Origin of the sequence: Nocardia sp. BMG51109 (assembly GCF_000526215.1) — a bacterium.
Classification (GTDB): Bacteria; Actinomycetota; Actinomycetes; order Mycobacteriales; family Mycobacteriaceae; genus Nocardia.
Genome location: NZ_JAFQ01000004.1, coordinates 1111338 through 1132858, shown reverse-complemented (window position 1 = coordinate 1132858; position 21521 = coordinate 1111338). Strand labels below are relative to the sequence as shown.

General features: G+C 69.4%; 13 protein-coding genes. 10 read left to right on the top strand and 3 right to left on the bottom strand.

Features of this window, described 5'->3' with window-relative positions; genetic code table 11:
* The first annotated feature begins 22 nt into the window (after positions 1 to 22).
* Positions 23 to 1894 carry an ABC transporter ATP-binding protein gene (locus D892_RS0106405; RefSeq protein ID WP_024800454.1) on the top strand — a complete coding sequence of 624 codons (1872 nt, stop codon included), beginning with the start codon at positions 23 to 25 and terminating at the stop codon, positions 1892 to 1894.
* Positions 1891 to 3621 (top strand): ABC transporter ATP-binding protein, encoded by a 1731-nt coding sequence (locus D892_RS0106400; protein WP_024800453.1) that lies wholly within the window; start codon positions 1891 to 1893, stop codon positions 3619 to 3621. Before D892_RS0106405 ends, D892_RS0106400 begins: the two co-directional genes overlap by 4 nt.
* 3 nt (positions 3622 to 3624) lie before the next feature.
* Here D892_RS0106400 and D892_RS0106395 read toward each other — a convergent pair whose 3' ends face one another.
* Positions 3625 to 4194: a TetR/AcrR family transcriptional regulator gene (locus tag D892_RS0106395; RefSeq protein ID WP_024800452.1), complete on the bottom strand. Its 570-nt coding sequence runs from the start codon at positions 4192 to 4194 to the stop codon at positions 3625 to 3627.
* A gap of 91 nt (positions 4195 to 4285) precedes the next feature.
* Between D892_RS0106395 and D892_RS0106390 the strand changes: the two genes are divergently transcribed.
* The 4 genes from D892_RS0106390 (at position 4286) to D892_RS40550 (ending at position 7978) form a co-directional block, all read left to right on the top strand.
* Positions 4286 to 5197: an aldo/keto reductase gene (locus tag D892_RS0106390; RefSeq protein WP_024800451.1), complete on the top strand. Its 912-nt coding sequence runs from the start codon at positions 4286 to 4288 to the stop codon at positions 5195 to 5197.
* 250 nt (positions 5198 to 5447) lie between these two features.
* Entirely contained in the window at positions 5448 to 6032 is a 585-nt protein-coding gene (locus tag D892_RS0106385) for a DUF3159 domain-containing protein (protein ID WP_232236303.1), read from the top strand.
* A 291-nt stretch (positions 6033 to 6323) separates the two neighbouring features.
* Positions 6324 to 7241, top strand: coding sequence for a transglutaminase-like domain-containing protein (locus D892_RS0106380; RefSeq protein WP_024800449.1), 918 nt, complete (start codon positions 6324 to 6326; stop codon positions 7239 to 7241).
* Positions 7242 to 7414: 173 nt separating this feature from the next.
* Positions 7415 to 7978: a GNAT family N-acetyltransferase gene (locus D892_RS40550; protein WP_024800448.1), complete on the top strand. Its 564-nt coding sequence runs from the start codon at positions 7415 to 7417 to the stop codon at positions 7976 to 7978.
* On the opposite strand, the gene D892_RS0106370 is transcribed toward D892_RS40550, so the two are convergent.
* Positions 7951 to 8376 (bottom strand): hypothetical protein, encoded by a 426-nt coding sequence (locus tag D892_RS0106370; RefSeq protein ID WP_024800447.1) that lies wholly within the window; start codon positions 8374 to 8376, stop codon positions 7951 to 7953. The genes D892_RS40550 and D892_RS0106370 overlap by 28 nt on opposite strands.
* On the opposite strand from D892_RS0106370, the gene D892_RS0106365 reads away from it, so the two are divergent.
* Together D892_RS0106365 and secA2 are read left to right on the top strand one after the other, a co-directional pair.
* Entirely contained in the window at positions 8377 to 8625 is a 249-nt protein-coding gene (locus D892_RS0106365; protein ID WP_024800446.1) for a hypothetical protein, read from the top strand.
* Between the two features lie 108 nt (positions 8626 to 8733).
* Entirely contained in the window at positions 8734 to 11058 is a 2325-nt protein-coding gene (gene secA2, locus D892_RS0106360; RefSeq protein ID WP_036566793.1) for an accessory Sec system translocase SecA2, read from the top strand.
* Here the strand turns inward: secA2 and D892_RS0106355 are convergent, their stop codons facing one another.
* Positions 11059 to 11757 carry a siderophore-interacting protein gene (locus tag D892_RS0106355; RefSeq protein WP_024800444.1) on the bottom strand — a complete coding sequence of 233 codons (699 nt, stop codon included), beginning with the start codon at positions 11755 to 11757 and terminating at the stop codon, positions 11059 to 11061.
* Between the two features lie 126 nt (positions 11758 to 11883).
* Here D892_RS0106355 and D892_RS0106350 point away from each other — a divergent pair, with 126 nt between their 5' ends.
* A complete protein-coding gene (locus D892_RS0106350) occupies positions 11884 to 15405 on the top strand; it encodes a non-ribosomal peptide synthetase (protein ID WP_024800443.1) in 3522 nt (1173 codons plus the stop codon).
* 35 nt (positions 15406 to 15440) lie between these two features.
* Positions 15441 to 21497, top strand: a complete 6057-nt coding sequence (locus D892_RS0106345; protein WP_024800442.1) for a non-ribosomal peptide synthetase — start codon at positions 15441 to 15443, stop codon at positions 21495 to 21497.
* The last annotated feature ends 24 nt before the right edge of the window (positions 21498 to 21521 follow it).

Genomic DNA, 21521 nt, shown 5'->3' with positions numbered 1-21521 from the left:
CGGAACCGGGAGGGAAGGATTCATGACGGCCGAGACCCTGGAGCAGGCCCCGTCACAGCCGAGCGCGCCGCCGGCGCCGGACAAGGTGGCGCTGAAACAGCAGAAGAAGGCCGACGGCGCCGCGCGCAAGCAGGTCCTGGCCCCGGTGAACGGCGTGCTGACGCTCGCCAGCCTGGTGATCGTGGTCGCCTCGGTGTGCTTCGTCGTTCCGTTCATCCTGATCGTCGAGGCGTGCCGGGAGATGCTGTCGACGCCGGTCGACTCCGGCCGGGTGTGGTGGCTGGTGATCTCCGCGATCGTGGTGCTGGTGCTGCGCGGGCTGTTGCAGGCCGGTGCGCTGGTGTGGAGCCATCTGGTGGACGCGAAGTTCCAGCTGTCGCTGCGGCAGCTGCTGGCCGCCAAGCTGACCCGGGTTCCGTTGGGCTGGTTCACCGATCGCAGTTCCGGCGAGGTGAAGCGGACCCTGCAGGACGATGTCGAGGCGCTGCACTACCTGGTCGCGCACGCCCGGCTGGAGTTCGTCGGGGCCGTCACCGTCCAGCTGGTCGCGCTGATCTACCTGTTCACCGTCGACTGGCGGCTGACGCTGGTGCTGCTGATTCCGCTGTTCCTGTACACCCGGGCGCTGGCCGCCATGATGGGCGCCGGGCACCGGGATCGGCTGATGGTGTTCCTCGGGGCCGAACGCAAGATCGAGGAATCGATCATCGAATTCGTCGACGGCATCCAGGTGGTGCGCGCGTTCGGCCAGGCCCGCAAGGCGCACAACACCTTCCAGGAGGCCGTCGACAAGACGGCCGCGAGCCTGCTGGCGTGGAAGACCCCCATGACGCGGTTGCAGTCGGCCGCCGAGATCCTGCTGACGCCCGTGTTCATGATGCTGGTGCTGATCGTGGCCGGACTCGGGCTGGTCGAGCTGAGCTGGATCGAACCCGCCGACGTCCTGCCGTTTCTGCTGCTGGGCGTCGGGCTGGGCAGCGCGCTGCTCGGTATCGGCTACGACGGCCAGGCGCTGCGCGAGGGCGCCGCGGCGGCGCTGCGGTTGCATCAGCTCCAGCAGACTCCGGAACTGAAGGTGCGTGCGGATGCCGTGCCGGCGCCGAGCGGCACCGACCGCACCGGACTTCCGGTGCGCTTCGAGGGCGTGAGCTTCGGATACCGCAAGGACCGGACGGTGCTGCGCGACATCGACATCGAGCTCGAGCCGGGCACCATCACCGCGCTGGTCGGCCCGAGCGGATCGGGCAAGTCGACGCTGGCGCGGCTGCTGCCGCGCTTCTACGACGTGACCGACGGCCGAATCACCATCGGCGGCACCGACCTCCGCGACTTCTCCACCGAGGCGCTTTATCACACAGTCGGATTCGTGCTCCAGGACGTGCGGATGATCCGCGGCACCATCCGCGAGAACATCCGCCTGGCCAGGCCCGATGCCGACGACGCGGACGTCGAACGGGTCGCCCGGGCGGCTCAGATCCACGACCGGATCACGGAGCTTCCGCGCGGCTACGATTCCGAGATCGGCACGGACGCAATACTTTCCGGTGGGGAGGCGCAGCGGCTGTCCATTGCCCGCACGCTGCTCGCCGACACCCCGGTCCTGGTGCTGGACGAGGCCACGGCCTTCGCCGACCCGGAATCCGAGGCCGCCGTGCAGGATGCGCTCGCGGTGCTGGTCGCCGATCGCACCGTGCTGGTGATCGCGCACCGGCTGCACACCATCACGGGGGTCGACCGGATTCTGGTGCTGGACAACGGCGTTCTGGCCGAGAGCGGCGACCATGCGACGCTGTCCCGGGCGGGTGGCCTCTACCAGCGGCTGTGGGAGATGAACGAGGCATCCCTGCATGCGCTGGACGAACAGGAGATGCCGGTCGAACAGGAGATCTCATGATCACCAAGGTTTTCGCGCTCGTCCCCTCGGACCTGCGTCCCCAGGTGCCGCGGTACCTGGCCCTCATCCTCGGCCTGTCGCTCGGCCAGATCGCGGCCTACCTGCTGCTGATTCCGTTGCTGCAGGCGCTGTTCGACGGCGATCTGGGCGGTGCCTGGCGCTGGGCGGCCTGGATGGCGGTCGCGGTGGCGGCCGCCTCGGCGTTCTCCTACCTGCAGTCGATGACGGGCCTGCGCATCGGCGTCGGCATGCTGCGCGGCGTGCAGACCCGGCTCGGCGACCACCTGAGCGGCCTGCCGCTGGGCTGGTTCGCCACCGCCAACGCCGGGTCGATCTCGAAGATCATCGTCGGCGGCGTGCGCGAAATCCTCAGCGTCGTCTCGTATCTGGTGGCTCCGATGGTCACCGCCGTGCTGGTGCCGGTGGGTGTCGCCGTCGGTGTCGCCTTCATCGACTGGCGGATCGCGCTGACCATGCTGCTCAGCCTGCCGGTGCTGCTGCTGGTGAGCCGGTGGGCGAACGGCAGCTTCATGAGCGCCAACGACCGGCTGCACGAGGCGGCGGCCGAATCCAATGCGCGCGTGGTCGAATTCGCGCAGGCGCAGCCGGTGCTGCGGGCCTTCGGCGCGGTGGGCGACGGCAACCGCAAGCTGTCGCAGGCGCTGCGCGAACAGGAGCGGGCCTCGACCGGCCTGGTCTTCGCGAGCGTGCCCGGCCTGATCGTGTTCGCCCTGTGCGTGCAGGCGGTCTTCCTGGTCCTGGTGTCGGTGGTGGTCGCCCGCGGCACCGGTGGCGACCTGGCGATCCCCGCGGCGATCGCGCTGATCGCGGTGAGTTCGCGGTTCATCGAGCCGATCAACCGCGCGGCGCAGCTGGCCAACGGGCTGCGCAGCGCGGGTGCCGCCGCCGACCGGATCACCGAGTTCCTGGCCGAGCGCGATCTGGGCGAGGCGACCGAACCGGTGCGGCCCGGCGAGCCGTCGATCGTGTTCGAGGACGTCGAGTTCGGCTATCGCGACGGCGAAAAGGTCATCGGCGGTGCGTCTTTCACGGTGCCCAGCGGAACCACGACGGCGATCGTGGGCCCCTCGGGCAGCGGCAAGACCACGCTGCTGCGGCTGGCGTCACGCTTCTACGACGTCGATGCCGGCCGGATCGCCGTCGGCGGCCACGACGTGCGCGAGCAGCCGTCGGAAACGCTGCTGGGCCAGGTCTCGCTGGTCTTCCAGGACGTGTATCTGTTCGACCGGACCGTCGAGGAGAACATTCGCCTCGGCCGCCCGGACGCGACGTCCGAGGAGGTGCGCCACGCCGCCGAGATGGCGCGGGTGGACGAGATCGTGGAGCGCCTGCCCGACGGCTGGGACTCCGCCGTCGGCGAGGGCGGTGCCGCGCTGTCCGGCGGTGAGCGGCAACGGGTTTCGATCGCCCGGGCGCTGCTCAAGGACGCGCCCATCGTGCTCCTGGACGAGGCCACCAGCGCGCTGGACCCGCACAGCGAGGCAGTGGTGGTGCGCGGCATCCACGAGCTGACCCGCGGCAAAACCGTTGTCGTGGTGGCGCATCGGCTGGCGACCATCCGGCACGCCGATCAGATCCTGTTCGTCGAGGACGGGCGGATCGCCGAAAGTGGCACGCACAGTGAGCTTCTGGAGCTGAGCGGGCGCTATGCCGCGTTCTGGAACGAGCGCTCGCGGGCGACCGGGTGGCACCTGACCCCGGCCTGACCGTCAAGCGGTTCGGGCCGTCAGCCCGTCCATCAGCAGATCCATCATGCGTCCGGCCTGATCGCGCCGGTCGGGTCCGGTCGCCACGAAGATGCCGACCAGGCTCGCCACGACGTCCTCGGCGCGCACGTCGGCGCGCACCGTGCCCTCGGCGGCGCCGGCCTCCAGCAGCGTCCGGACCGCATCGGCCAGTTCGGCGCGGGCCTGGGTAACGGGGGCCGGGGTGGTGGGGGTCGACCCGGAGCCGACGACGGAGCGCAGCGCGTCGGCCATCTCGTCCTTGGCCGCCACGTAGTCGGCGAATCGGTCCATCCAGGCGCGCAGCGCGTCCTCGGCGGGCGCCCCGGCCAGCAGCTTCGGGGCGCTCGCGCACACGCCGCTCACCTCCGCCCGGTACACCGCCTCGACCAGCGCCTCCCGGGTGGGGAAATGGCGATAGAGCGTGCCGATGCCCACGCCCGCCGCGCGCGCGATCGCCTCCAGCGCCACCTTGCCGCCGCGATCGGCGAACATGCCGCGGGCGGCCACGACGAGCTTTTCCCGGTTGCGTTGGGCATCTGCCCGATCCTGCACCAAGCGGAGGATCCTCCGTTTCTGCTATCGTCAGTTGAAGCGGAGGAACCTCCGCTTCGATATCGACTATACCCAGGATGGAGTGACCGATATGGGAGAGATCGACTCGGCACCGGGCGGGACGGCGGCGCTGGCCGGGCGGCCGGTCGCCCGGATCGGATACGGCGCGATGCAGCTGGTCGCCCACCGGCCCGGCGACCCGTCCGTCGACCGCGGGGCGGCGATCGGCGTGCTGCGGCATGCGGTCGGCCGCGGAGTCAACCACATCGACACCGCGCAGTTCTACGGTGACGGTGCCTGCAATGAGCTGATTCGCGCTGCGCTGCAACCGTTTCCGGACGGTCTGGTGCTCGTCACCAAGCTCGGCGCGGCGAACGGCGGTGACGGGCTGATCCCGGCCCAGCGGCCCGAACAGTTGCGGGCGCAGGTGGAAGCCAATCTCGCCGCCCTGGGCGTGGACCGGATCCCGGTGGTCAACCTGCGCCGCGTGGACGCCCCGCCGGGCATCATCGCCGAGGGGGATCAGCGCGTGGATATCGACAGCCAGCTCGCCGAACTGCTCGCGCTGCGCGAGGCGGGAAAGATCGAGGCGATCGGGCTCAGCAACGTCGGGGTGGAGCAACTACGTCAGGCTCTGCCCGCCGATATCGCCTGCGTGCAGAACATGCACAATCCGCTGGACCGCTCCGCCGAACCGGTTCTCGATCTGTGCCGCGAGCACGACATCGCGTGGGTGCCGTTCTTCCCGCTCGGGTCCGGCTTCCCCGGCGCGCACCGGGCGACGGAGCGTCCGGCCGTCGCCGAGATCGCCGGGAATCTGGGGGCGACACCAGCGCAGGTGGTGCTGGCCTGGCATCTGGCCCATTACGCCCACACCCTGCTCATTCCGGGCACGACCAGCGCCGACCACCTCGACGAGAACATCGCCGCCGGGCGCATCGAGCTGCCCGCGGCGGCCGTACGCACGCTGGACGGTCTCGCGAGCAGCGCTCGGCCGGCGTAGCGCGGCAGGGTTGAGATTCCGGTAGCCGATCGAGGGCCGACGTCGTGGGTCTCGCGGAAACTGTGCCGTGACCCTTGACTGTGCCGTAGCGGCACGGTGTGTGCTGGGTTTCGAAGCGATCAGTTGCCACGACACGAAAGAGTTGAGACCCATGATGATCGAATCCGGCCGTACCGGTGACGCGGTGACCGATGCCGAATCGACCGGCGCCGAGTCGACCGGTACACCGAAGCCGACGCTGTTGGAGCAGATGGGCGGCCCGTCCGGGCTGACGTACTCGGTGGTGCCGGTGGTGGCCTTCGTGGTGGGCAATGCCGTCCTCGGGCTGACCGGGGGCATCGGCACCGCCATCGGCGTTGCCGTCGTGATCGCCGCGATCCGGCTGCTGCGCAAGGAACCGGTGCAGCCGGCCGTCTCCGGCCTGCTCGGCGTCGCGGTCGCCGCGTTCGTTGCCTACCAGACCGGATCGGCGAAAAACTTCTTCCTCATCGGTATCTGGGCGAGCCTGCTGCTCGGCACGGTCTTCCTCGTATCGATCCTGGTGCGCTGGCCGCTGGCGGGTGTCATCTGGAGCCTGCTCAACGGCCACGGGCACGCGTGGCGCCGGGACAAGCCGTCGCTGCGGGGTTACGACCTCGCCACCCTCGCGCTGGTCGGTGTCTTCGCCGCGAGGTTCGTTGTGCAGCAGTGGCTCTACGACCAGGACAGCACGGGCTGGCTGGCATTCGCGCGCATCGCGATGGGCTACCCGCTGCTGGCGGTGGCGCTGCTGGTGGTGTTCTGGGCCGTTCGCCGGTCGGGCAGGCGGCTCGCGGCACTCCAGGCTACGGCATGAATTCGGCTCTGCTGCAACACTCTTCGGGGTCCCGGTTGTCCTGTGACGGCCGGGATACCGGTGTCGGTCGGCGGATTCACGGTCACCCCTGCGGATTCGGCGTGACGGGCTACTGGGTCTGCCCTTTCTGCGGGATTCACGGATGTCGCCAGCGATGAATTCGGTGTCGGGAGCGTGCTCGGCGAAGTAGCCCTCAGGCGCCGAATCGGCCGGCAGCGCACGCAGTTCCGTATGAGAATCGAGTTCGGAGAACCCGAGCGGATCGTCAGTGCTCGTTCCTAACATCGGCTCATGACCGACCTCATGTACTACACAGCACAGAGCAGAATGACCGATCCAGGGTGTCGGGCCGAGCTGCTGGCAGGGCTTCCTGACGACATCGCCGAGATCCGACGGGTCGTGTCGGGTCTGGTTGTCCACTACCGCGCCGACAAGCCGCTGGAGCAGGGCGTGCCGGCCGAGCGGATGCGGGAGATCGACACCCGCTATGCCGAGACCATGCTGGGCAGGCTCGCCGAGCTGGCCGACGGACCGCTCAGCAAGCCACGCTCGACCACCCAGCGGCTGGTCGGCTGCTGCCGCGACTTCACGGTGTTGTACGTATCGGCGTTGCGGGCGCACGGTATCCCGGCCCGCGCGCGTGTCGGCTTCGCCACCTACTTCGTCGCCGATTATGCCGTCGACCACGAGGTGGCCGAAGTCTGGGATGCCGACCAGGAGCGCTGGCGGCTCATCGACGCCCAGATCGACGAAGGTCACGCCGGCCCGGACGGCACACGCGTCGACCCACTCGATCTGACACTCGATCAGTTCGTACCGGCCGGTGCCGCGTGGCAGCGGTGCCGCGCAGGCATCGCCGACCCGGCAAGCTTCGTAGTCGACCCGGCCCTCGACATTCCGGAGACACGCGGCCGACCCCAGATCGCGCACGACCTCGTGCAGGACCTGGCCGCGTTGAACAGCACCGAAATGCTTCTCTGGGACGACTGGGGCTGGGGGGACGACAAGTTATTCACCGACGCAGAGCATGAGCTGCTCGACCGCGTCGCGGCGGTAACGACGGTCGGCGACAGCGAGGAGATACACGGGCTCTACGACAGCGAGCCGCCGCTGCGCGTGCCCGATATCGTGACCACCGCCGACCCACTCGGCGGTCCCCTCCGTCATATCGCCTGGCGGGGGCGTTCGAATCCGAACTCACCGAACTGATCCACGTCTACGTCCCGCCGGGCAAACGCCGGTGACGTAGAGGATCACCGAGTCACGGGTTTTCCCGACTCTGTTCGGAGGAACCGCCGTTCTGAGAGCGGCTCCTGCCTGTCTGTGCCTCCGGCCCTCGCAGTAGCCTGGTGCCCCAAGGCATTCGCGAGAGGCGGCATGCGATGGGCGAGAACCAGCAAGTGTCGGTCGGACTGGGGTCGGTGGCCGATGCCGGGCGGTGGTTGGACGCTGTGTGCGATATCTACGATCAGGTGTTTTCCGAGCCGCCGTTCGTGTGGCCGGAGGGAGAGTCGGGGCGGCATCGGGCGATGATGGACAGGCTGATCGAGGATCCCACGTTCGGCATCGCACTTGCTCGCACGCCCGATGACCTGGTCGGGTTCGTCTACGGTGTCGGGTTGAAGCCGGACGGTCCGTGGTGGGATGGGTTCCAGCAGCCCGTTCCCGATGATCTCGTCCGGGAATGGGACGGCCGGACCTTCGCCGTCATAGACCTTGCGGTGCAACAGAATTGGCGTCGCCGGGGGCTGGGGCGGCGGTTGCTCGATGTGTTGTCGAGCAGTCGGCCGGAAGAGCGGGCGACATTGGCAGTTCAGCCCCAGGCCGCGGACTCGCACGCGTTCTATGCGGCCGTCGGAGAATGGCGCTCGGTCGGGCGGCAGGACACGCCGGGATACGTTTCCTCGCAGTTCGATATCTATGTGCGGGAATTGGTGAAGCCGTAGGCGTTCAGTTCCTCGCCGAGGTTGCGGACGGTTGGCTGGTCCTTCCACGGCGTCAGTCCGTGCCGCGCGTCCACGATGCTGTTCACCAGACGATCGGAGCCGCAGGACGCCGCAAGCCGGGCGGTCTTGCGGATTGCCTCGGCCGACGCGTCGACGCCACCGATATCCTTGTGCGCGTTGGCCGGACTGATATACGTGAGCGCTCGATTGCGTACGAACGACGGGTCGATCAAGACCAGCGCCTCTTCGGCTGGACCGCGAGCATCCTGTCCGGCACCCAGCTCATGGTGGCCGTCGCTTCGTAGCGATGCGACGAGGCCCGGATCGTGAAAACAGGCGACGGAATTCTCGGTGGGCTGTGTGGATGCCGAGGCGATAGTGCGGTCGGCGTCGGACATGTGGACCGGCCCGAGTACCGGCTGGGTGTCATCGCGGTTCGGCTGGAGGTCGATGCCGTATTCGTGCCGAGCGTCGAGCACGTCGGCGAGGCCGAGATCCCTGCCGAACTGGTGGCTGTGGTCGATGTCGTGACGGTGTGGCCGGAGGCTGCCTATGCCCGGCGGGCCGACGGCGCGCTGCCCGATCCGAGCGGGCCGGACGAGGGTGCAGAGAACCGGCCGGGGCGGGGGCTGCCGGGGCGGCGGTAGTCTCGTCGGCAAGGCGGGCGGTGCTCGCATGGCGTGCGATCAGTTGTTTTCCGGCGGATCGGGGGATCTACCGTGGGACGGGCTGGAGGTGGTGTGGGACTTCGGGAGATGGGCACGCGGGTTCGGCAGCTGATGGAGCGACCGGGGACCGCGGATATGTCGCGGTACCGGCCCGTTGTTGCCGAGGCCGGGCGCCTGGAAGACGAGTTCCGGGAGGTGCCGGCGGCGGAGCTGACCGCGGCGGCCGGGCGGCTGCGCGCGTCGGGGCGGGCGTTCGGCAAGGCCGAGCTGGCGCGGGTCTGCGCGCTGGGCCGGGAGGCGGCGCACCGCACGCTGGATGAGCGGCCCTTCGACGTGCAGTTGCTCGGCACCCTCGGGATGCTCGGCGGGAACGTGGTGGAGATGTCCACCGGTGAGGGGAAGACGCTGGTCGGCGCCCTCGCCGCGGTCGGATTCGCGTTGCAGGGGCGCCGGGTTCACGTCGTCTCGGTCAACGACTATCTGGCCCGCCGGGATGCCGAGTGGATGCGTGAGCTGTACGCGATGCTGGGTGTTTCCGTCGGCTGGGTCGGCGAGGACGAGGACTGGGAGCATCGCCGCGAGGCGTACGAGTGCGATGTGACGTACGTGTCGGTGAGCGAGGTGGGATTCGATGTGCTGCGCGATCGGTTGCGCACCGACGTCGCCGAGGTGGTGCTGCCCGCGCCCGACGTGGTGATCGTCGACGAGGCCGATTCGGTGATGATCGACGAGGCCATCGTCCCGCTGGTGCTGGCCGGCTCGGTGGAGCACGGGCACGGGGACGACGAGGTCGCGAAGATCGTCGACACTCTGGTGGCGGGGCGGCACTACGAGGTCGACGGCGACAAGCGCAATGTCTATCTGACCGATGCCGGCATCGATCAGGTGCAGGCCCGGCTCGGCGGGGTGGATCTGTACACGGTCGAGCACGCCGAGCTGCTGACCCGGATTCAGCTTGCGCTGCATGCGCATTCGCTGCTGCATCGCGATGTCGACTACCTGGTCCGTAACGACAAGGTGGAGCTGATCAATGCCGCGCGCGGGCGGGTCGCGCTGCTACAGCGGTGGCCCGACGGCTTGCAGGCGGCCGTGGAGGCCAAGGAGGGCGTGGCCGTCAGCCCGACCGGCGAGGTGCTGGACTCGATGCTGGTGCAGGAGCTGATCGGGCGTTACCGCACCGTCTGCGGGATGAGCGGTACGGCCGTCGCCGTCGCCGACCAGCTGAAGGAGTTCTACAGGCTGGATACGGGGAGCATCCCGACGAATGTGCCGGGCATCCGCGAGGACGAGCCCGATCGGCTGTACGAGACCGCCGACCAGAAGGACGACGCGCTGGTCGACTACGTGCGCGAGATGCACGAGTCGGGGCGTCCGGTGCTGCTGGGGACGCTGAGCGTGGCCGAATCCGAAAGCATCGCCGAGAGATTGGCCGAGGCCGGCATCGAGGGCGCGGTCCTGAACGCGAAGAACGATGCCGAGGAGGCCGGGATCATCGCGCGCGCAGGCGAATTCGGGCGCGTCACGATCTCGACGCAGATGGCGGGCCGGGGCACCGACATCCGGCTGGGCTCCCGGGACGGCGACGGGTACGAGCGGGTCGTGGAGCTCGGCGGGCTGTGTGTGGTGGGCACCGGCCGCTACCACACGGGCCGGCTGGACGATCAGCTGCGCGGGCGCGCCGGGCGTCAGGGTGACCCGGGCAGTTCGGTGTTCTTCACCAGCCTGGAGGACGCCGTGATGATGCATCACGTACCGGATCTGCGGCAGCCCGCGAAGATCGATCCGGACGGGCGGGTGCACGACGGGCGGACGCAGCGCGCCATGGACCACGCGCAGCGCGTGGCCGAGGGCGCCCACCTGGCGATTCATCGCAATACCTGGCGCTACCACCAGCTCACGAAGATCCAACGGGAAGAGGTCGTCGAACATCGCGACCGGGTGCTCCGGGAAGAACTGGCCGCCGAGCGCCTCCGCGAACTCCGCCCGGAGCGCTACGAGGAGCTGCTGGAGACCGTCGGCGAGAAGGCGCTCGCGGCCGCCGCCCGCTCGATCGTGCTGTACCACCTCGATCGGCGCTGGAGCGAACATCTGGCCTTCCTCACCGATGTGCGCGAGGGCATCCATCTGCGCGCGCTGGGGCGCGAGACGCCGATCGACGAGTTCCACCGCATCGCGGTGACGGAGTTCGCCGAATTCTTCGGCGTCGTCTACCAGAGTTCGTCGGAGACCTTCGATCGAGCCGAAATCACTTCCGACGGTGTGGATCTGGAATCGCTCGGCCTGAAGCGGCCCACCTCCATCTGGACCTACATGGTCAACGACAATCCGTTCGGCACGTCGGGGGCGCGCTTCCTGGAATACCTGGGCAGCAAGGTCCGCGACGGCGCGATCAAGCTGGGGCTGCGGAACTGATCACCGCCAGTACGCCCGGGCGGCGATATTCTGTTTCGGCAGTGTGGTTTTCAGGGACTTGACGATGGCGCGCGTGGTCGCGGCGTCGCAGGCGGCCCAGCCGAACGCGTCGGGGGCGCAGGTCAGCGACTCTGCGGCCTGACGCAGGAGTTGGCCGTAGTTGACCCGTTCCACCCAGGTCACCTCGGTTTTCGGGCCCGAGCGCACCGGGAGCGTGCGGTCCGAGTCGTACTGCCATTCCAGCCACACCCGGGCGGGGGTCTCGCCGATCGCGTCGAGCAGCGAGTTGATCGCGGGCAGCGAGGCGGTGTCGCCGAAGATCACGAACTCCGGCGGAACGGGCTGGGGGACGGCGAATTTCGAGCCCATCACGGTGGCGTCGATGACGTCGCCGATCGATGCGCCGTCGGCCCATCGCGAGGCCGGGCCGCCGTGCAGGGCGAATTCGATGTCGAAGGTGTCGTTGCCCGGATCGGGATCCACGAGGGTGTAGCCGCGCTGTAGCAGGCTGCCGTTGTCGTCCGGGAACCACATGCGGATCCACTGGGTGGGATGCACCGGATGATCGGCCAGGAGGCCGCCGCCGGTGAAGCCCAGTCGCAGGTAGTTGTCACTGATGCGGTCGCTGGAGGTGACCGTCAGGCGGTAATCGTCCGCACGAAGTGCTTTGAGGACGAACCCGTTGATGCCTTTTCCCATACAGTTAGGTTAGCCAAACCACAGGCATAGGCGTGGGCGCGACCGTAAGTTACTATGCCAGAAGGTTAGGCAAGCCTAGCCTTTGCGCTGGGAAGAAGGCTGGATATTCGGCCGGTGAGGAGTCTGATGCTCAGCATGGCTGACGTTCGTGACGTGGTGGCGGCAGCGCTCGAGGTGCCCGCCGAGTCGATCGGCTACGACGACGACCTGGTGAGCCTGGGTATGCACTCGATGATGCTGATGCAGCTGTCGGCCCGGTGGCGCAAGCAGGGACACGAGGTGCGCAGTTCCGAACTGGCATTGCAGCCGACCGTCGCGGCGTGGACCGAGTTGCTGGGGGGCAGCGCCGAACGGGACGAACCGGAACCGAAACCGGAGCCCGCGCCGGCCGCCGACACCGATGAGTTCGCCCTCGCCACCATGCAGCACGCGTACTGGGTCGGGCGCCGGCAGGATCAGCGCCTCGGCGGCGTCGCGGCGCACCTGTACGTCGAGTTCGACGGGCACGGGGTGCAGCCCGACCGGATGCGGCGCGCGGTGCGGCGGCTGGTGGCCCGGCACGAGCAGCTGCGGGTGCAATTCACCGACAGCGGCACGCAGCGGGTGCTGCCGGAGCCGCTGCGGCCGGTCTTCCATCTGATCGATCTGGCCACCGAATTCGACGGTGGCCAGATGGAACTCGAACGGATCCGGCAGGAGAAGAGCCATCAGCGGATGGCCGTCGAGGAGGGCCAGGTCGTCGACATCACGCTCACGCTGCTGCCGGAGGGCCGCCACCGCGTGCACGTCGACGTCGACATGCTGGCCGGAGATGCGCTGAGCTACCGCAGGATTCTGGACGATCTCGCGACGCTCTACGAATCCGATGCCGACGCCACGGATTCCCTCGGCTACACCTACCGGCAGTATCTGTCCGACCGGGAGCGGACCGCGCCAGACAATTCCGCCGCGAAGGCGTGGTGGGACAACCGCATTCCGGACCTCCCCGATATTCCAGCGCTGCCGGTGCTGCCCGAGGGCGAGCGGGCCGACCCGGCGCGCAGCATCCGGCTGCACCACTGGTTCCCGCGGGAGGCGAAGGAGCAACTCGGCAAGGTCGCGCACGGTCACGGCGTCACCCCGGCGGTGGCGCTGGCCACGGTCTTCGCCGAGGCGATCGCGCGCTGGTCGGCGCGGCAGCGGTTCCTGCTGAACGTGCCGCTGTTCGACCGGGAACCGCTGCACGACGATATCGACCGGGTGGTGGGCGACTTCACCAATTCGGTGCTGGTGGACGTCGATGCGCGGGAGCCGGAGTCGATGGTGGCGCGCGCCAAGCGGGTGCAGCGCGAATTGCATACGTGTGCGGCGCAATCCACCTACGAGGGCTTGGATGTGCTGCGCGATCTGGGCCGGCTGCGCGGCGGTCCGGTCACCCCGTCGGTGGTGTTCACCTCCGGGCTCGATCTCGGGGAGCTGTTCTCCGACCGGGTCACCGGGATCTTCGGTGAGCCGGTGTGGATCCTGTCGCAGGGGCCGCAGGTGGATCTGGATGCCCAGGTGGTCGAGCTGTCCGGCGGGCTGCTGGTGAACTGGGACGTGCGCCGCGACGCCATGCCCGAGGGCGTGGTCGAGGCGATGTTCGGCGAATTCCGCTCGCTGGTGCTGGCATTGCTGGAGCCGGGCGCGGATTGGGGCGCGCCGCTGTCCATCGCGCTGCCGGAAGCGCAACGGACCGTGCGGGATTCGGTGAACGACACCGACCGGGAGCTGGGCGAGCGCACCCTGCACGATGCCTTCTTCGCCCGCGCCGCAAGCGAACCCGATCGAGTGGCGCTGCGGTGGCGCGACGGCGGGACGAGCAGCTACGGCGAACTGGCGGATCGGGCACTGGCCGTCGGGCGGGCGCTCGCCGATGCCGGCGTGCGGCCCGGCGACACCGTGGTGGTCGTCGTTCCCAAGGGGCACCGGCAGATTCCCGCCGTGCTGGGCGTGCTCGCCGCCGGTGCCGCCTACGTGCCGATCGGCACGGGTCAGCCGCGGGCGCGGCGAGACCGGATCCTGGCGCGGGCCGGGGCGCGGGTGGCCCTGGTCGACGGCGATGTCGAGTCGCCTGCTGCCGAGTTACCTCCGGAGGTCACCGCGATCCGGCTGGACGAGGCCCTCGCGGGAGGCCGGCTGGAGCGCGCACACGGCTGCGCGCCCGAGGACCTGGCCTATGTGCTGTTCACCTCCGGCTCCACCGGTGAGCCGAAGGGCGTGGAGGTGAGCCACCGTGCCGCCGCCAACACCATCGACGCGCTCGTCGCGCAGTTCGGGATCCGGGAGAACGACCGGCTGATCGGCCTGTCCGCGTTGGAGTTCGACCTGTCGGTCTTCGATATCTTCTGCCCGCTGTCGATCGGCGGCGCGCTGGTGTGCGTGGACGCCGATACCGAGCGGGATGCGGCGGCGTGGGCGGACCTCATCGCCGAAACCGGTGTGAGCGTGCTGAATTGCGCGCCCGGGCTGATCGGGATGCTGCTGGACATCGTGGCGGTAGCGACGCGACCGGAGGCGGCAGCTTGCGTAACCACGGAGGGAGCCGATACCGCCACCACGGACACTGCCTCTTCCGAACAGCTGCGGTCGATGCGGGTGGTGATCACCGGCGGTGATCGCGTGAATGCCGAACTGGCGCATCGCTTCCGGACCCTGGTTCCCGGCCTGCGATTCGCCGGGCTGGGCGGCGCCACCGAGGCCGCCATCCACTCGACGGTGTGCGAGGTGACCGACGACTTCCCGGCCGAGTGGTCCGCCGTGCCCTACGGCACGCCGCTGGCCAATGTGCGGCTGCGGGTGGTCAACGAGCGCGGCGAGGACTGCCCGGACTGGGTGATCGGCGAACTGTGGATCGGCGGAACGAGTGTCGCCGACGGGTACCGCGGCGATCCGGAGCGCACCGCCGAGCGGTTCGTCGAGGCCGGCGGCGTGCGCTGGTACCGGACCGGCGACCTGGCCCGGTATCTGCCCGACGGCACCGTGGACTTCCTGGGCCGCGCCGATCACCAGGTGAAGATTCGCGGCTACCGGGTGGAGCTGGGTGAGGTGGAGGCGGCGCTGACGGCACTGCCGCAGGTGCGCGAGGCCGTGGCGCTGGCGACCGACGCCGGTCGGCTGGTGGCGGCGGTGACTGCCGACGCGAGTATTGATGCCGGGGAGGCGCTGCGGGAGTTGCTGCCCGAGCACATGATTCCCGAGGTCGTCGAGGTGCTGGACGCGATTCCGCTGACCGGCAACGGCAAGCTCGACCGGGCGGCGGTCCGCCGGATGCTGGGCGCCGAGGCGCTCGGTGCCCGGACCGCGTACGTCGCGCCGGGGACCGAGGTGGAGGCGGCGGTCGAGTACATCGTCGCGCAGATCCTCGGCGTCGAACGGCTGGGCATCGATACCGACTTCTTCGAGGCCGGTGGGAATTCGATCCTGGCGACGACCCTCACCGCGAAGGTCCGCGGGCTGCTGGCGGTCGAGAAGTTCGGCGTCACCGAGGTTTTCGAGGGCCGGACGGTGCGCGGGATCTGCGCGGGGCTGCTCGCCGCCGAGGCCGAACCCGGGCGGCTGGCGCGGGTGGCTCGGATTCTGCTGGAGCTCGCCGAGGTGAGCGTGCCCGAGACCGCCGCCGCGCGCTGAGCCGGATTGTCGTAGTACACAGATTGGTTCGATTGATGCGTTCGCTCGAAGACCTGCAGGTAGCGATGTCGGCCCGGTTGGCCGAGGAGGGGCTGGCGGCGCCTGCGGCCGTGCCGGCGCGCCGGGATCCCGGCCGGGCGCCGCTGTCGTTCGGGCAGCGGTACGTATGGGCCCATCAGCAGATCGCGCCCGGCAGCGCGGCCTACAACCTGTGCCTGGCGCTCACCTTCGACGGCGCGGTCGATGCTGCCGCGCTGCGCTCGGCCTTCGTGGCGCTGGTGCGGCGGCACGAGGTGCTGCGCACCACGTATCACACCGACGAGAACGGCGAGCCCTACCAGCGGATCCACGATGCGCTGCCACCGCGGCTGAGCGATGTGGATCTGTCGGGGTACGACGATGCCGAGCACCGCCTGCGGGAGCTGGCCGTGGCGGCGGCGCAGGAGCCCTACGACCTGACCGCCGAATCCTCGCTGCGCGTCACGTTCACGCGGGTGCATGCCACGAAACTCGTTGCGGTCGTGGTGATTCAGCACATCGCCTGGGACGGTATGACATTGCCCGCCCTGTCGCGGGACGTGGAGAACTTCTACCGGCAGGCGCTGGCGGGGCCGGTCGCGGTGGAGCCGTTACAGCCACAGGTGGCCGATTTCGCCGAATGGGAACAGGACCGCTTCCGCGCGGAGGAGCACGCCGACGATATCCGGTTCTGGGAGAGCCGGTTCGACGGTGAGGTGCCGGAACTCGCGCTGCCCTTCGACCGGCGCCCGGTCGCCGTCTCCGAGCGCGGCGAACGCGCGGACCGGCTGCTGAGCCCGCGCGCCGACGCCAACCTGCGGCAGCTGACCGCCGACCTGCGCGGCACGCCCTTCTCGGTGTTCCTGGCCGCCTATCACCTGGCGTTGCGGCAGCTGACCGGGCAGTCCGACATGGTCATCGGCACCACGGTCGCCAACCGCGAGGAAGCCGGGATGGACCTGCTGGTCGGCAATCTCAGCAATATGCTCCCGCTGCACCTGCACGGCGCGTCGGGCACCTTCGCCGAACTGGTCGAGCAGGTGCGCGAAGTGACGACGGAGGCGTTCCGGCACAAGCACTTTCCGCAGGAGGAGATCGTCCGCGCGGTGAACCGGGCGACGGGCAACGTCGGGTCGAAGCTGTTCGACACGATGGTGTTGTTCCTGCACCAGAAGATCGACGGACCGCAACTGCCCGAGGCGGCCACCGGCTGGGAGCTGGTGGACAACGGCGCGGCGCTGCTGCCGCTGGTGGTCGAGACGTTCATGCACGACGATCGCACCGACGTCCAGATCACCTACCGCACCGACCTTTTCGATGCCGCGACCATCGACCGGCTGCACGAGTACGTCGACCGCATGCTGGCCGAGGCGGCCGGTGACCGGCCGGTGGACGAGCTGCTGACGCTGTCGGACTCCGACCGGGCGAATCTGGCGGAGTGGTCGCACGGCACGGTGGTGCCGATCGAGCGCGAGACCGTGGACGCCATGATCCGGGCGGCCGCCGCCGAGTATCCCGACCGGGTGGCCGTCGTCTTCGGCGACACCGAGCTGAGCTACCGCGAATTCGATGCGCGGGTCGACAGGCTCGCCCGACTGCTGCTCGCGCGCGGCGTGCGCACCGGCGACCGGGTCGGGGTCTACGCCGAGCGGAGCGAGCGGCTGCCGATCGCATTCGCCGCCGTGCTGCGCGCCGGGGGCGTGTACTTTCCGGTGGATCCGAGCTATCCGGCCGAGCGGATCGAGTACATGCTCGGTGATGCCCGGCCGGTCCTGCTGATCCGCGCGGCACCGGCTCCGCTCGAGGCCGATGTGCCGGTGATCGACCTGTCCTCCGCGGAGGTCGCGGAAGAGCTTGCGGCCCTGGATGGTTCCGCGATCTCTCCCGGGGAATCGTCCCGCCCGCTGCATCCGCTCGACGGCGCGTACCTGCTCTACACCTCCGGCACCACCGGGCGGCCCAAGGGCGTGGTGGTCAACCACCGCGCGGTCGCCAATCACGTGCAGTGGATGCGCGACTTCCTCGAATTCGGTGCGGAACGCATTCTGCAGAAGGCCCCGATCGGCTTCGACGTATCGGTCTTCGAGCTGGTGAACGCGCTGTGCACCGGATCGGCGACGGTGCTGCCGCCGCCGGACTGGTGGCAGGCCGATGTGGAGGCGCTGGCCGGGATCATCCATCGGCACCGGATCACCCAGATCTCGCTGGTGCCCAGCGTGGTTCGCGCCTTCCTCGACGCCGGGCCCGATCCCGCGCGACTACAGTCGATGCGCTACGTGTATCTCGGCGGCGAGTCGGTGCCGCCGGCGCTGGTCGAGGAGTCGAGCCGGTTCTTCGGCGGGACGGTGCTCGGGCTGTACGGGCCGACCGAGGGCGCGATGGACCTCATGCACGAGGATTTCGCGAATCGGCCCGCCGTGTCCGATGTGATCGAACCCGCGCTGATCGGCCGGCCCGAATGGAATTCGTCGGTCTACGTTCTCGACGAGCGGCTGCGGCAGGTGCCGCCGGGCGTGGTCGGTGAGCTGTATCTCGGTGGCGTGCAGCTGGCCCAGGGCTATCACCGCCGGCCCGATCTCACGGCCGCGGCCTTCGTGGCCTGCCCGTTCGCCGGTGGGCGGATGTATCGCACGGGCGATATCGTGCGGTGGAACTCCCGGGGGCGGCTGGAGTATCTGGGCCGGGTGGACGATCAGGTGAAGATCCGCGGCCATCGCATCGAACTCGGGGAGATCGGCACGGTGTTGCGGCGGCTGCCCGGTATCGCCTCGGCGGCGGCGGTCACCGTGCAGCGCCGGGGGTCCGGCCCGGCGCTGGTGGCTTACTATGTGCCGGAACAGGATTCGGTCACCGACGAGCGGATCGAGGCGCAGCTGGCCGAGCGGCTGCCCGAGTACATGATTCCGTCGGCGCTGGTGCGGCTGGCCGCGCTGCCGCTGACCGCGAACGGCAAACTCGATCGCAAGGCGCTGCCGGTCCCGGATCTCGGCGGCAGCACGGGCCGCGGCCGTGGCCTGCGCGACGGCGCCGAGCAGTCGGTCGCCGAGGTGGTGCGCCTGGTGCTGGGCATCGCCGAGGATACGGAGCTGGCGGCCGACGACGATTTCCTCGCGCTGGGCGGCGATTCCATCACCGCCATCCGGATGGCCTCCGCGCTCAAGAAGCGCGGCCTGCTGATCACCACGAGCGCGCTGTTCGACGCGCGCACGATCGCCCGGATCGCGGCCGCGGCGGAACCGATCACCGAGACCGGTGCGCCCGCGCTGGCGGAGGTGGGCGACGACACGGGCTGGGTCCCGCTCAACCCGATCGCCACCATGCTGACCGAACAGGCCGCCGGCTACAGCGGATTCAGCCAGGCGACGGCCGTGGTGACGCCCGCGCACAGCACGCTGGATCAGGTGGCCGCCGTGGTCGCGGCGCTGGCGGAACGGCATCCGATGCTGCGCGCCCGGATCGACGAGGGAACGGACGGGACCGGGTTCCGCGTTCCGGGGGCGGACGAACCGGCCGCCGAGCCGACCCTCACCGAGGTCGTGCTCGCTCGCGAAACCTGGGACCGCACAGCGGGTTCCACGATGCACGAACAGCTGCGCCAGGTGAGCGAACTGCTGGATCCGGCCGCCGGCCGGATGGTCGCGGCCGTGTGGGTGCGGTCCGACGACGGCGCGCACGGCCGCCTGCTGCTGGTCATCCACCACCTGGTGGTGGACGGCGTGTCCTGGCGTATCATCCACGACGACCTGCGGCAGCTGTGGGACGACCCCGGGGCGACAACGGAATCCGGCACCTCGGTGAAGACCTGGAACACCAGCCTGGTGCGATTGGCGACCGCCGACAGTGTCGTCGACACCCTGCCGTACTGGCGCGCGGCGGCCGAGGGCGTCGATCCGCTGCTGGGCGGCCGCGAACTCGACCCGGTCGTGGACACCGTCGCCACCGTGCGCGAGATCACCGCGACGCTGGACTCCGACGACACCGCCTTCCTGATGACCACCGCCACCGCGGCATTCGGGTGTGACTTCCTGGACATTCAGGTCGCCTCGCTGGCCGTGGCCATCCGCCGGTTCCGCGACCGCCGCGCGCTCGACGCGGACACGGTGTCGCTCACCATGGAACGGCACGGTCGCGTCGAAACCCTGTTCACCGGTGTGGATCTCGCGAACACCGTCGGCTGGTTCACCACTACCTACCCGGTCACCCTGGACGTCGGCGGGTCCGGCGCGGAGTCGGCGGTGAAGGCGGTCAAGGAGCAGCTGCTCGCGGTGCCCGAATCCGGGATCGGCTGGGGCCTGCTGCGCTGGCTGAACGACGAGACCCGACGGGAGCTCGAGCAATATCGCGCACCGCAGATCAGCTTCAACTACATGGGCCGCTTCGCCTCCGCGGGCACCGAGGACCTCGCCCGGGAGTGGGCCGCCGCACCGGAATTCGGCTATCTCGGCGGCCACGCGAACCCGGGCATGCCCGCCCCGGCGCTGCTCGACATCAACACCGTCGCCCTGACCGACGAGGACCGGGTGACCCTGCACGCCTCGTTCCGCTTTCCGTCCGGGCTGCTGTCGGAGGACGATGCGCGCGAACTCGCGGACCTGTGGGAATCCGAGTTGACCGAACTGGCGAAGGCGGTGCGCGACAACCAGGTTCGCCGCTTGACGCCGAGCGATGTGCTCGCCGGCGAGGTGACCCAGCTCGATCTCGATCGCTGGCAGGACGTGTACGGCGGCTACGAGGACGTGTATCCGCTGGCGCCCATGCAGGCCGGACTGTATCTGACGGCGCTGAGCGCGGGCGCCCGGGACGTGTACAACGTGCAGACCCTCATCGGCGTGCGCGGCGACCTGGACGTGCCGCGGCTGACGCGGGCCTTCGACACCGTGCTGAACCGCTATCCCAATCTGCGGGTGGTGCTTTCGGTATCGCACGGCGGCGCGCCCTACGCGATCGTGTCGGGGCATATGCCGACTCCCGTGCGGGAGATCGACCTGTCGGCCGTGCCGGACGCCGACACCCGGCTGCGCGAGTTCTACCGGGCCGATCAGGCCGAGCAGTTCGACCTGGCTCGCGGACCGCTCACCCGGGTCACCGTGGTGCACCTGCCGGACGCGACCCACACCGTGGTGCTGACCATGCACCACATGCTGCTCGACGGCTGGTCCGGGCAGCTGGTGTCGCAGGAGGTGTTCGCCGAATACGCCGCCCCGGGCGCGGAGTCGATCGGCACGCCGGAGACCTTCGGCCGGTACCTGGAACTGGTCCGCGACGAGGAGGACGCCGTGGCGGCGGCCTGGCAGCCCGTGCTGGACGGCGTGCAGCCGTGCCTGGTCGCACCCGGGCGCGGTGTCGGCAGCGACGGCATTCCGGCGGAACGCCTGCTCACCCTCGAGGACGAGCTGGTGGATCGGGTCACCGGGCTGGCCTCGGAGATCGGCACCACCTTCAGCGTGGTGTGCCAGCTGGCGTGGGCGAACGCGCTGCGCTACGTGGCCGGCGAGGACACCGTGGTCTTCGGCGAGGCGGTGTCGGGGCGGCCGGCCGAACTCGACGACGTGGACAACGCCATCGGCTGTTTCGCCAACATCATTCCGGCCGTCATCGGACTGGACGACGGCGTGACCTGGCGGCAGCAGCTGACCGAGATCCAGTCCCGGCGTGTGGAACTCATGGAGTACCACACCTACCCGCTGACGTCGGCGCTGCGGACCACGGGCGCCCGCAAGCTGTTCGACACCATGTTCGTCTTCGAGTCCTACCCGCCCCGGCGCAGGGAACTCGAGCAACTGCTCGGCAGTGCCGGGCTGGAACTGGCGTCCTTCGAGGGCGCCGGTGCGACCGACAACGCTCTGCTGCTGATGATCTTCCCCGCGAATTCGCTGCTGCCCAGCGATTCCGTGCAGGCGGCGATCTTCTACGCCGAGGACGCCTTCGAACCGGACGACGCCCGGATCGTCGAGACCGCCTTCCGCAACACTCTGTCCGCGATCGCGGAGCGGCCGGACGACCCGGCCGGCGCCGTCCCCGTCCTCGACGACGAGGACCAGGGCCTGTTGGTGATGCGGCGAATGTGGCAGTGACGCAGGACATCCGAACCGGAGGCG

Excerpts from the sequence above, each read along its gene's own strand:
- D892_RS0106405 (WP_024800454.1), top strand. The coding sequence starts at position 23 with ATGACGGCCGAGACCCTGGAGCAGGCCCCGTCACAGCCGAGCGCGCCG.
- D892_RS0106400 (WP_024800453.1), top strand. The coding sequence starts at position 1,891 with ATGATCACCAAGGTTTTCGCGCTCGTCCCCTCGGACCTGCGTCCCCAG.
- D892_RS0106390 (WP_024800451.1), top strand. The coding sequence starts at position 4,286 with ATGGGAGAGATCGACTCGGCACCGGGCGGGACGGCGGCGCTGGCCGGG.
- D892_RS0106385 (WP_232236303.1), top strand. The coding sequence starts at position 5,448 with ATGGGCGGCCCGTCCGGGCTGACGTACTCGGTGGTGCCGGTGGTGGCC.
- D892_RS0106380 (WP_024800449.1), top strand. The coding sequence starts at position 6,324 with ATGACCGACCTCATGTACTACACAGCACAGAGCAGAATGACCGATCCA.
- D892_RS40550 (WP_024800448.1), top strand. The coding sequence starts at position 7,415 with ATGGGCGAGAACCAGCAAGTGTCGGTCGGACTGGGGTCGGTGGCCGAT.
- D892_RS0106370 (WP_024800447.1), bottom strand. The coding sequence starts at position 8,376 with ATGTCCGACGCCGACCGCACTATCGCCTCGGCATCCACACAGCCCACC.
- secA2 (WP_036566793.1), top strand. The coding sequence starts at position 8,734 with ATGGGCACGCGGGTTCGGCAGCTGATGGAGCGACCGGGGACCGCGGAT.
- D892_RS0106355 (WP_024800444.1), bottom strand. The coding sequence starts at position 11,757 with ATGGGAAAAGGCATCAACGGGTTCGTCCTCAAAGCACTTCGTGCGGAC.
- D892_RS0106350 (WP_024800443.1), top strand. The coding sequence starts at position 11,884 with ATGCTCAGCATGGCTGACGTTCGTGACGTGGTGGCGGCAGCGCTCGAG.
- D892_RS0106345 (WP_024800442.1), top strand. The coding sequence starts at position 15,441 with ATGCGTTCGCTCGAAGACCTGCAGGTAGCGATGTCGGCCCGGTTGGCC.